Source organism: Ruegeria sp. AF5 (genome assembly GCF_056541905.1).
Map to the genome: position 1 here is coordinate 19,284 of NZ_JBQFYZ010000027.1, position 11,698 is coordinate 30,981.

The 11,698-nt window shown below is 59.1% G+C and carries 10 protein-coding genes; 8 read left to right on the forward strand and 2 right to left on the reverse strand.

Annotation, left to right across the window (positions count from 1 at the left end):
• The first annotated feature begins 137 nt into the window (after positions 1 to 137).
• The 3 genes from dnaE (at position 138) to ACR0DS_RS19720 (ending at position 4,325) form a co-directional block, all read left to right on the forward strand.
• A complete protein-coding gene (gene dnaE / locus ACR0DS_RS19710) occupies positions 138 to 3,638 on the forward strand; it encodes a DNA polymerase III subunit alpha (protein ID WP_480560754.1) in 3,501 nt (1,166 codons plus the stop codon).
• 85 nt (positions 3,639 to 3,723) lie between these two features.
• Positions 3,724 to 3,942, forward strand: coding sequence for a hypothetical protein (locus ACR0DS_RS19715; RefSeq protein ID WP_209504828.1), 219 nt, complete (start codon positions 3,724 to 3,726; stop codon positions 3,940 to 3,942).
• 11 nt (positions 3,943 to 3,953) lie between these two features.
• Positions 3,954 to 4,325, forward strand: a complete 372-nt coding sequence (locus tag ACR0DS_RS19720) for a hypothetical protein (RefSeq protein WP_480540030.1) — start codon at positions 3,954 to 3,956, stop codon at positions 4,323 to 4,325.
• Between the two features lie 4 nt (positions 4,326 to 4,329).
• Here the strand turns inward: ACR0DS_RS19720 and ACR0DS_RS19725 are convergent, their stop codons facing one another.
• Positions 4,330 to 4,524, reverse strand: coding sequence for a SlyX family protein (locus ACR0DS_RS19725; protein WP_209598067.1), 195 nt, complete (start codon positions 4,522 to 4,524; stop codon positions 4,330 to 4,332).
• Positions 4,525 to 4,655: 131 nt separating this feature from the next.
• On the opposite strand from ACR0DS_RS19725, the gene hisS reads away from it, so the two are divergent.
• The 3 genes from hisS to hisG are packed head-to-tail and all read left to right on the forward strand — an operon-like array spanning position 4,656 to position 7,921.
• Positions 4,656 to 6,143 carry a histidine--tRNA ligase gene (gene hisS / locus ACR0DS_RS19730; protein ID WP_480540032.1) on the forward strand — a complete coding sequence of 496 codons (1,488 nt, stop codon included), beginning with the start codon at positions 4,656 to 4,658 and terminating at the stop codon, positions 6,141 to 6,143.
• A 3-nt stretch (positions 6,144 to 6,146) separates the two neighbouring features.
• Positions 6,147 to 7,235 (forward strand): ATP phosphoribosyltransferase regulatory subunit, encoded by a 1,089-nt coding sequence (locus tag ACR0DS_RS19735; RefSeq protein ID WP_480489012.1) that lies wholly within the window; start codon positions 6,147 to 6,149, stop codon positions 7,233 to 7,235.
• Positions 7,232 to 7,921 (forward strand): ATP phosphoribosyltransferase, encoded by a 690-nt coding sequence (gene hisG / locus ACR0DS_RS19740; protein WP_267363646.1) that lies wholly within the window; start codon positions 7,232 to 7,234, stop codon positions 7,919 to 7,921. Before ACR0DS_RS19735 ends, hisG begins: the two co-directional genes overlap by 4 nt.
• On the opposite strand, the gene ACR0DS_RS19745 is transcribed toward hisG, so the two are convergent.
• Positions 7,922 to 8,353 carry a DUF1489 family protein gene (locus tag ACR0DS_RS19745; RefSeq protein WP_480540035.1) on the reverse strand — a complete coding sequence of 144 codons (432 nt, stop codon included), beginning with the start codon at positions 8,351 to 8,353 and terminating at the stop codon, positions 7,922 to 7,924. It abuts the gene before it with no gap.
• 439 nt (positions 8,354 to 8,792) lie between these two features.
• Between ACR0DS_RS19745 and ACR0DS_RS19750 the strand changes: the two genes are divergently transcribed.
• Positions 8,793 to 11,075, forward strand: coding sequence for an adenosylcobalamin-dependent ribonucleoside-diphosphate reductase (locus ACR0DS_RS19750; protein ID WP_480560756.1), 2,283 nt, complete (start codon positions 8,793 to 8,795; stop codon positions 11,073 to 11,075).
• A gap of 324 nt (positions 11,076 to 11,399) precedes the next feature.
• On the forward strand, positions 11,400 to 11,698 hold a 299-nt coding region (locus ACR0DS_RS19755), incomplete at its 3' end, for a hypothetical protein (RefSeq protein WP_480616900.1).

The window sequence follows — 11,698 nt, forward strand, 5'->3', positions numbered from 1 at the left end:
GCGTTTTTTTGTCAGTGAAGATGTCGCTTTCCGAAGCACCTTCTGGAAAATCCGAATAATCGAAAATGATTATTTTGCCAAACAACGGCGCAGGTTCCGGCTTTTGCATGCCTCGCGGCTAGGGTAGCCTGCCGTTCATGAGCAGTACCCCCCGATTCATTCACCTACGTGTTCACACCGAATATTCCCTTCTGGAAGGCGCTGTGCGGCTGAAAAAACTGCCCGCCCTGTGCGAGAAGATGGAGATGCCTGCCGTTGCAGTGACTGACACGAATTCCATGTTTTCGGCGCTGGAATTTTCGGTGACAGCCAGTCAGGCTGGTGTCCAGCCGATCATGGGATGTCAGGTTGATCTGACTTATGTGCAGTCGCAACCGGGGGAAAAACAAAAATCGCCCGCGCCGCTTGTTCTGCTGGCACAGTCCGAGGCGGGGTACGAGAACCTGATGAAGCTGAGCACGTGCCTTTACGTGGACAAGGGCGGGCAGTTGCCGCAGGTCACGCTGGACGAGCTTGCGGACCGCGCCGACGGGCTGATCTGCCTGTCCGGAGGGCCTGACGGGCCGGTGGGCCGCCTGTTGCAACAGGGGCAACGTCCGGCGGCCGAGGCGCTGGTGGATCGGTTGGCCGCGATTTTCCCGGATCGTCTGTATATCGAACTCCAGCGTCACCCAGGTGAAGACGGCCAACCCGAGGCCGAACGCCAGACCGAGCGCGGCCATATCGAGATGGCCTATGCCAAGAACCTGCCGCTGGTTGCCACCAATGACGTCTATTTCCCGACCTCGGATATGTACGAGGCCCATGATGCGCTGATCTGTATCGCCGAAGGGGCTTATGTCGACCAGCAGGAAGGTCGCCGCCGCCTGACCGCGCAGCATTATTTCAAGTCGCAGCAGGAAATGGTGACGCTGTTCGCTGATCTGCCCGAGGCCATTGAGAACACGGTCGAGATCGCGCGGCGTTGCGCCTTTATGGCTTATCGCCGCGATCCCATCCTGCCGAAATTCGCCGATGACGAGGTCGCTGAACTGCGCCGCATCGCGAATGAAGGCTTGCAGAAACGTTTGGCGGTAATCCCCCATGCGGTGACGCCCGAGGAGTATCAGGAGCGGTTGGATTTCGAACTTGGCATCATCGAAGGCATGGGCTTTCCTGGTTACTTCCTGATCGTTGCCGACTTTATCCAATGGGCCAAGGATCACGATATTCCGGTTGGACCGGGGCGGGGATCGGGTGCGGGCTCGCTGGTGGCTTATGCGCTGACAATTACCGACCTCGACCCGCTGCGTTATAGCCTGCTGTTTGAACGGTTCCTGAATCCCGAACGGGTTTCGATGCCCGACTTCGATATCGACTTCTGCATGGATCGCCGAGAAGAGGTGATCCGTTACGTGCAGCAGAAATACGGGCGCGACAAGGTGGGGCAGATCATCACTTTTGGTGCCTTGCTGTCAAAGGCCGCCGTGCGCGACATCGGGCGGGTGCTGCAAATGCCGTACGGGCAGGTGGACCGTCTGTCTAAGATGATCCCCGTGGAAGGTGTCAAACCGGTTTCCATCGAAAAAGCCCTGAAGGACGAGCCGCGCCTGCGGGAAGAAGCGCGCAACGAAGAGGTGGTGGATCGTCTGCTGACATATGGCCAGCAGGTCGAAGGGCTGCTGCGCAACGCCTCGACCCACGCGGCTGGGGTTGTGATTGGCGACCGGCCACTGGACGCGCTGGTGCCGATCTATCAGGACCCGCGATCCGACATGCCTGCGACCCAATTCAACATGAAATGGGTGGAACAGGCCGGGCTGGTAAAGTTCGACTTTCTGGGTCTGAAAACCCTGACCGTGATCCAGAACGCGATGGACCTGATCTTCAAGTCCGGACGGAAGCTGCATATCGCCGCCGATGGCACCGAGCTTTACGAACCTGCCGAGGGGGCCGAGAACCAGATCAACGCCATCCCGCTGGATGACGAGGCGACGTATAAGCTCTATTCAGCGGCCAAGACGGTCGCGGTGTTCCAGGTGGAAAGCTCGGGCATGATGGACGCGCTCAAGCGCATGAAACCCACCTGCATCGAGGATATCGTGGCCCTTGTGGCGCTCTACCGCCCCGGCCCGATGGAAAACATCCCGACCTATTGCGAGGTCAAGAACGGGCTGCGCGAGATTACATCCGTTCATCCGCTGATCGACCACATTCTTGAGGAAACTCAAGGCATTATCGTCTATCAGGAACAGGTGATGCAGATCGCGCAGGTTATGGCCGGGTACAGCCTGGGCGGCGCGGACCTGCTGCGCCGCGCGATGGGTAAAAAGATCAAAGAGGCGATGGATGCCGAACGCCCCAAGTTCGAAAAAGGCGCGGCAGAAAACGGGGTGGATGCCAAGAAAGCCAGCGAAGTCTTCGACCTGCTGGAAAAATTCGCCAATTACGGCTTCAACAAATCCCACGCTGCCGCCTATGCGGTGGTCAGCTATCAAACCGGCTGGTTGAAGGCGAACCATCCGGTCGAATTCATGGCGGGTGTCATGAATTGCGATATTCATCTGACCGACAAGCTGGCGATCTATTTCGAAGAGGTCCGAAAAGGGCTGGAACTGCCGTATATTCCACCTTGTGTGAACCGCTCTCAGGCCACGTTCGATGTTGATAACGGACATCTGGTCTATGCGCTGGGCGCGCTCAAGAATGTGGGTGTCGAGGCGATGAACCTGATCGTTGCGGGTCGCGCGGACAAGCCATTTGTCAACCTGTTCGATTTCGCCCGCCGCGTGGATTTGAAAAAAGTGGGCAAACGCCCGCTTGAGATGCTGGCCCGCGCCGGGGCTTTTGATGAGCTGGACCGAAACCGCCGCCGCGTGTTTGAAAGCCTAGATGCGCTGGTGCAGTATTCGGCAGCGATCCATGAACAGAAGAATTCGAACCAGGTGTCGCTGTTTGGCGAGGCCGGAGATGACCTGCCCGAACCACGCCTGTCGCCGACCCCCGACTGGCTGCCGGCTGAACGTCTGAGCGAAGAGTTCAAGGCCATCGGCTTCTACCTCTCTGGTCATCCGCTGGATGACTATATGCCGGCCTTGAAGCGTAAACAGGTTCTGACGCTGGACGAGGTGACCGAGAAAGCCCGTTCTGGCCCGCTGATTGCCAAGATGGCCGGAGTGGTTGCCGGGCGGCAGGAACGGAAATCGGCCAAGGGCAACCGGTTCGCCTTTGCCCAGCTTTCGGACCCGACCGGCGCTTATGAGGTCACGCTGTTTTCCGACACGCTGGAGAAATGCCGCGAGTTTCTGGAAACCGGCGCTCAGGTGGTTCTGACCGTCGAGGCGACGATGGAGTCCGATCAGCTCAAGCTGCTGGGTCGTTCGGTTGGACCAGCGGATTCTGTAGTGGCCGAAGCCGGGGCGACGGGACTGCGCATTTTTGTAGACGAAGCGCGGGCGGTGCCAACGATTGCAACGGTTCTTGAAGAAGCCGCAACCGCCGCCAAGGGTGCGGCCCGCGGCCCGATCCAACTGCTGTTGCTGGACCCCGGCCTGCCCGGCGACGTCGAAATCGACTTGGGGCGTGTGTTCCCGATCAATCCCCAGATCAAGGGCGCGATCAAATCGCTGGAAGGCGTGATGACCGTCGAAGAGATCTGACACCGCTTTGTTGCCAGACAGTTAGCGCACCGCTAGGCTGACCTTGCAAATATGTCTTCTGATCATGCCACGGGAGGGCGTTGATATGACGATTGCAGGTCTCAATTTCAGAACGATTGCATTGGGGGCGGCGGCATCGCTGGCTTTGGTTTCGGCGACAGCCACGCTTGCGGACGACAAGAAGAAAGAGAACACGATCAAAGGTGCTGTGATCGGGGCCGGGGTCGGGGCCTTGATCGGCGACGGCAAAGGCGCTGCCGCTGGGGCAATTGTTGGGGCGCTGATTGGCGCGAACTCGAAATAAGCGGGGGCGGGATGATGCGTTTGAACGCGATAAAAGTGATCACAACCGCCGCGCTGCTTACAGGGCCCGGTTTTGCCCTTGCGGACGAGGAAGCCGAACAGATGGTGCAAGCGGCGCTGCCGCACATGTATCACACCTGCGCGTCGGTCATCGAAGAGGCTGACGGGAATGAAGAATACATTGTCGACGTGGTCGGCAAGATGACGGCGTTGTCACTTTATAACCGTCAGATCGACCTCGAAGCTCATGCCGGTTCGGACGAGGAAAAGGCCGCGCTGCGCGAAACATTTGTGGCGGCTCTGAAAGACGGCTGCGCCGGGGATGAAAACGCCCTGCTGGGTGGCGTCGTCGATAACGCGGTGAAATCAACGCTGGGGCTGTAAGCTTTCAGTAATGTGGCGGGCGTTCGTCACCAAGGACAACGCCGCCTGACCCTTCCTGCGCGCGCTCGGCCTCGCGGTGCAGCAGCATCTCGACACGGCGGGTCAGCCGGTCAATCTCGGCCTGTTGCCGGGTGACAACCGCGTTCAAATCGTCAACCGTGCGGGTCAGATGGGCAATCTGTTCTTCCAGATGCTGCATGGAATGCTCCTGTCTTTCAGGCTGCACATAGCGACCCTGTGACGCCTTGGCCAGAGAAAGCGCGCCTTGCCCAGATGCGGGCCATGGGATAGACCGCGCGCGGAACAGGTACACTCCCAAGGACGCCCCACATGGCCAAGCCCAAGAAACAGCCCCGCCCCAAGGCCGAAACGCCGAAAGGGTTCCGTGACTATTTCGGCGAGGAAGTCACGCAGCGCACCGAGATGCTGCGGACGATTGCGGGCGTCTATCATCGGTACGGGTTTGACGCGCTTGAGAGCAGTGCGGTCGAAACCGTCGAGGCGCTGGGCAAGTTCCTGCCCGACGTGGACCGCCCGAACGAAGGCGTCTTTGCGTGGCAGGAGTTTGACGAGGGCGGAAATGGCGACTGGATGGCCCTGCGCTATGACCTGACCGCGCCTCTGGCCCGGGTTTACGCCCAGCACCGCAACGACCTGCCGACGCCTTATCGCCGCTATGCGATGGGTCCGGTCTGGCGCAACGAAAAGCCGGGGCCGGGGCGGTATCGGCAGTTCTATCAATGCGATGCAGATACGGTTGGAACCGCCTCGATGGCTGCTGATGCCGAGATCTGTGCAATGCTGGCCGACACGCTGGAAGAGGTTGGCATCCCGCGCGGTGACTACATCATCCGGGTGAATAACCGGAAGGTTTTGAACGGTGTGCTGGAGGCGATGGGGCTTGGCGATGATCAAGCCGCACGAGACAATGTTCTTCGCACCATCGACAAATTCGACAAGGTGGGTGAGCAGGGTGTGCGCGAGTTGCTGACCAAGGGCCGTCTGGACGCGTCGGGCGCGTTTATCGACGGCGTTGGTCTCAGCGATGATCAGGCAGACCCGGTTATCGCCTTCCTGACTTCCAAGGCCGTCGATACCGCTGGTACATTGGCCAACCTCCGCATTGCCGTGGGTGACAGCAAGATTGGGGCGGATGGGATTGCTGAACTGGAACAGATCGCTGAACTTCTCTCCGCTGGCGGCTACGGCCCCGACCGCATTGTCATTGACCCCTCCGTCGTCCGTGGCCTGGGCTATTACACCGGTCCGGTCTACGAGGCCGAACTGACGTTCGAAATCTTCGACGAGAAAGGCCGCAAGCGGCAATTCGGCTCGGTTGCGGGCGGCGGGCGCTATGACGATCTGGTCAAGCGGTTCACCGGGCAGGAAGTGCCCGCGACCGGGGTGTCCATCGGCGTCGATCGGTTACTGGCGGCGCTGCGCGAAAAGGGCCGGATCAGCGCCCAGGCCAAAGGCCCCGTGGTCGTCACCGTCATGGATCGCGACAGGATGGCCGATTATCAGGCGATGGTGGCCGAGCTGCGCAATGCGGGCATCCGGGCCGAGGTGTATCTGGGCAATCCCAAGAACTTTGGCAATCAGTTGAAATACGCGGACAAGCGCAACTCTCCGGTTGCGGTGATCGAAGGCGGGGACGAAAAGGCAAAAGGCATCGTGCAGATCAAGGACCTGATCCTTGGGGCTAAGATCGCCGAAAGCGCCACGCTGGAGGAATGGAAAGAACGCCCCAGCCAGTTCGAAGTATCGCGCGCTGATCTGGTTGCGAAAGTGCGTGAAATTCTGAACAGTCAGGACTGACCCATGCCCAACCGTTCCCAGATACAGGCCCGTGCCGCGATGATGCGTGTCCGGTTCGAGGCTGCGGGCGCGCAGGTGGTGGATACCCCGCTGCTGCAACCCGCTGAAATGTTGCTGGACCTCTATGGCGAGGATATCCGCGCCCGTGCCTACGTCACCTCGGACGCGCTGCGGGGCGAGCAGATGCTGCGCCCGGATTTCACCCTGCCTGTTGTTCAGATGCACATGCGGGACGGGGCCGAGCCAGCGCGCTATACCTATTCAGGTGAGGTGTTCCGCCGTCAGGAACACGACCCGGACCGTTCGAACGAATATATTCAGGTGGGGTACGAGGTTTTTGACCGCGATGATCCCGCTGGTGCCGATGCCGAAGTGTTTTCGCTGATGGCAATGCAACTGCGCGGGCTGCCTCTGCGCGCAGCGACCGGGGATATCGGTATCCTAACCGCGGCTGTCGAAGGGCTTCGGACCACAGACCGCCGCAAGGCCGCGCTGATGCGGCACCTGTGGCGACCGCGCCGGTTTCGTGCGCTGCTGGACCGGTTTGCAGGGCGTAAACCGGGGCCCGAAGGCCGTGACGCGCTTTTGGACGCGGACGACCCGATGGCGGTTGATGTTCCGATGATCGGCAAGCGCCGCGGGCCCGAGATTGCCGACCGGATCAAAGCCCTGCGTGAAGATCGCGCTGCGCCGCCGATCTCTGACAATGAACTGGCCGGGTTGGAAACGCTGCTGAATGTGCGTGAAACCATGCCCTTCGCGTTGGAACAGCTGAGGGATGTGGCAGTGGATCTGCCGCAGATCACCCCGGCACTGGACCGATTGGAGGCGCGGATCGCAGCCCTGCAAGCGCGTGGCGTCGACGTCGCCCGGCTGGATTTCGAAGCGTCTTATGGCCGGACATCGATGGAATATTACGACGGGTTTGTCTTTGGGTTCTACGCCGAAGGCCGTCCCGACCTGCCGCCTGTCGCCACCGGTGGGCGCTATGATGCGCTGACGCGCCGTTTGGGGGATGGGGCCGAAATCCCCGCGATCGGCGGAGTGATCCGCCCGGACCTGATGCTTGAAATCGAGGAGGCCGTGCTATGAGTGTGAAACTGGGCGTGCCCTCGAAGGGCCGGTTGATGGAAAAGACCGTTTCATGGTTCGAAAAACATGGCATCGTGCTGTCCCGCAACGGCTCGGACCGGGAATATGCGGGTAGGGTCGACGGGATTGACGGCGTCTCGCTGGTTCTGTTGTCGGCGGGTGAGATTCCGCGCGAACTTGCGTCGGGCCGTATTCATCTGGGCGTCACCGGCATCGATCTGGTGCAAGAAAAACTTCCGCGCTGGGAACAGCAGGTCGAAGAGATTGCGCAGCTGGGCTTTGGCAAAGCCGATCTGATCATTGCCACACCCGCCTGCTGGGTCGATGTGGACACGCTGGACGATCTCGATGCGGCGGCAGCAGCATTTCGCAACACTCACGGCCACCGGCTGCGGATCGCCACCAAATATCACCGACTGGTGCGGGAGTTCCTGACCGACGCGGGCGTGGCCGACTACACTCTGGTCGACAGCCAGGGGGCGACCGAAGGTACGGTCATGAACGAAACAGCCGAGGCAATTGCTGATATCACCTCCTCCGGTGAAACCCTGCGGGCAAACCACCTCAAGATCCTGTCGGACGGTCTGATCCTGCAATCGCAGGCCACATTGTGGCGCAGCCGGGTTGCAAAGGTCGACGCGGCGGATAAGGCGGTTCTGACGGAATTGCTGGATCGGCTGCGGTAATTACAGCACACCGATATCCGCTAGGGCGCGGTTGAGGTCATCGGGCAGGGCGTCGTCCTGCGCGCGCCCTTTCGGCAAGTCGGCTGGTGTATCTTCGGGCTTCAGGTATCGCCACCCCTGAAACGGGCGTTTCAAGGTGTTCTGGGTCCGATGTACGTTAGGGTCGAGAACGATGGCGCAGCGGCGGATACCGTCCTCGCCGGTCACCTCGTCCAGGCGCAGAATACGCTGACGGCACTGTACGACACCCTTGATGACCCAATAGATTGATCCGCCATTCAGAATCTCGGCATCACGTTTGGGCCACATGCGGGTTACGTGGCGCGGATATCTGTCCTCATAAAGCGGCATTCGGCTGTCCTGCCACGCGATCAGAGAGTCCACGCTTTCCGAACCAACCGAAAGTTTGATGAGGTTCACGTACTTATCCACAACTTTCCCACAGAGTCGTCCATTGGCTATCTATCCATTGTAGCTCAGGATTGGCTTTCATCAAGGTGTAGTGGGTGTTAGTCTGGATACCTCTTTCAGCACAGGGAATCACAGAGCGGTATGCAGTATACTGAGTCGATAACTCAAAATGATGATTTCGATAAATTGTAAAGATTGGCTCCCCGACCGGGTCGAGGAGCCAATGCAGGGGATGGCATGGTGCGGGGTGCGGCTTCCTATCCAACGCCCCGAGGGTTCGAGTCCCTCCATCTCCACCGTTTCTTGAGAGCTACGAGAGCCCTCAAGAAATTACCAATCAATTTGCCTATTGTGTGGTCTATGGTCAATTGGAATACAGCAGTTTTTTTGCTGGAATGAAGCCCTGAATATCATATATAGAGGATTTCTTACTAACTCACACTATAGATAGAGTTTCGATATGAGCCGCTTTGCCGCCCCCATCGCCGAGCAGATCTGGGACATGAAATACCGCTTCAAACAGGCGGATGGCACGCCCATCGATCAGACGGTTGAAGACAGCTGGCGACGCATCGCCCGTGACCTCGCGCGGGTCGAGGACGACCCGGATCATTGGGAAGACAGGTTCTACGAGGCACTGGAAGATTTCAAATATCTGCCCGCCGGGCGCATCACTGCTGGCGCAGGCACCGCGCGGCAGGTGACACTGTTCAACTGCTTCGTTATGGGCACCATCCCCGACAGCATGGGCGGTATCTTTGACATGCTGAAAGAGGCCGCGCTGACCATGCAGCAGGGGGGCGGGATCGGCTATGATTTCTCGACCATTCGCCCGCGCGGCGCGGATGTGAAAGGTGTGGCGGCAGATGCCTCTGGCCCGCTCAGCTTCATGGATGTGTGGGACGCAATGTGCCGCACGATCATGTCCGCGGGTTCGCGCCGGGGGGCGATGATGGCCACCATGCGCTGCGATCACCCCGATATCGAACAGTTCATCACCGCCAAATCCGACCCGGCCCGCCTGCGCATGTTCAACATGTCGGTGCTGGTGACCGATCCCTTCATGGAGGCGGTCAAGGCCGACGGCCCATGGGAGTTGCAGTTTGACGGCAAGATCTATCATACCGTGCAGGCGCGCGATCTGTGGAACAAGATCATGCAGGCCACGTATGATTATGCCGAACCGGGCGTGATCTTCATCGACCGCATCAATCAGGCCAACAACCTGAGCTATGTTGAAACCATCGCCGCGACGAACCCCTGTGGCGAACAGCCTCTGCCGCCGTACGGGGCGTGCCTGCTGGGCTCGATCAATCTGGCGCGGCTGGTTGCCGAACCATTTGGGGATGCCGCGCATCTGGATGAACCGGCGTTGCAGGAACTGGTCGCGACAGCCGTGCGCATGATGGATAACGTCGTGGACGCCTCGAAATTCCCGCTGGCCGAGCAAGAGGCGGAAGCGCAGGACAAGCGCCGCATCGGGCTGGGCGTGACGGGTCTTGCGGATGCGCTGCTGATGCTGGGCCTGCGCTATGGGTCCGACGAGGCGGCGCGCCAGACGGAACGCTGGTTGCACGCAATCGCCCGCGCCGCATATCTGGCCTCGGTCGATCTGGCTAAGGAGAAAGGCGCGTTCCCCCTGTTCGACGCCGAGAAATATCTGGCCAGCGGCACGATGCAGCAAATGGATGACGACGTCCGCGATGCGATCCGCGAACATGGTATCCGCAACGCTCTGCTGACCTCGATTGCGCCCACGGGCACGATTTCGCTTTATGCCGGGAACGTGTCGTCAGGGATTGAACCGGTCTTTGCCTATGCCTACACCCGCAAGGTTCTGCAAAAAGACGGCTCGCGCACCGAAGAAGAGGTCGTGGATTACGCCGTTCAGATGTGGCGCGACAAGTTTGGCGACGCAGCTCTGCCGGACTATTTCGTCAATGCCCAGACCCTGACGCCGTCGGATCACGTCAAGATGCAGGCGGCAGCGCAGAAATGGATCGACAGCTCGATCTCCAAGACCATCAACTGCCCGGAAGATATCAGCTTTGACGCATTCAAGGATGTCTACTTGCAGGCCTGGGATCAGGGCTGCAAAGGGTGCACGACCTATCGCCCCAACGATGTGACCGGCTCGGTTCTGACCGTTTCGGAAAGCGATGACAAGGTGCCGGGGGAAAGCGCGAATGCGCCTCATGAAATTGAAGGCGGCGACGTCATCTACATGTCCGAACCGCTGGATCGCCCGCAATCGCTGGAGGGGTCGACCTACAAGCTGAAATGGCCCGATAGCGAGCACGCGATTTATCTGACCATCAACGACATCATCATCTCGGGCCGCCGCCGCCCGTTCGAAGTGTTCATCAACTCCAAGAACATGGAACATTACGCCTGGACACTGGCGCTGACGCGGATGATCTCGGCCGTGTTCCGTCGGGGTGGGGACGTGTCCTTTGTGGTCGAAGAGCTGAAAGCCGTTTTCGACCCGCGCGGCGGGGCGTGGGTCAAAGGCAAGTATATCCCATCGATCCTGGCCGCGATCGGGGGCGTGATCGAACAGCACATGGTCGCCATCGGCTTTCTGGAAGGCGAAGGGATGGGGTTGAAATCCGATCCCCAGGCGCAAGTGGTGAACCTGGACGCGCCACGTGGCAAAGCCTGCCCGTCCTGCGGTCAGTACGACATGGTCATGATCGAAGGCTGCATGACCTGCCGCAGCTGCGGTCATTCCAAATGCGGATAGGTATGAAGCGCTGCACAAATGTTGTGTGGGTGGGCATAAATAGCCCATAAGGTTGATTTTTGCGCCCATTTGAACGGTCTTTAATGCCCGCAGATTCTTAAGACTTTGAAATAAAATAAAAAAGATTCCTGTAGAGTTCTGAGATTGTTCTGCGTTAGGCGACCGTCGATAACATTCGCGCTATTGACCAAGACCAGAAAATCTCAAGACTGTGGCCATGGAACCAAATCGTCTCATACGCGTCACACGCAAAAGCTGACCAGAATGTTGTACTTGCCCAGCAAAACCGCTCGGGCAGTTCCATGGCTATCGGATACCGAATTGATGAAAAACAAATCGCCTATCGAGGAGTCCCCTCAGTACTCCGAATTGAACGCTCGATTTTCCCGTTTTCTGCTGGACTTCCGAAAGGAAAAACTCGCGCAGCAACTCGCCGGAGACGACAAAAACCGTGACGAGATTACTCGCGGAGACTTTCAATCATTCAAAGCGCGGATGACTGAGGGATTAGAACTAACCGATTGTCCGTCATCGAATGATTTGGAACACGAGCGTTTGATTGGCTTAGGAGGATCAGGCTCGCCGCAGTTTCAATCTACGCCGCGTTCTGATGATGCAGCAAG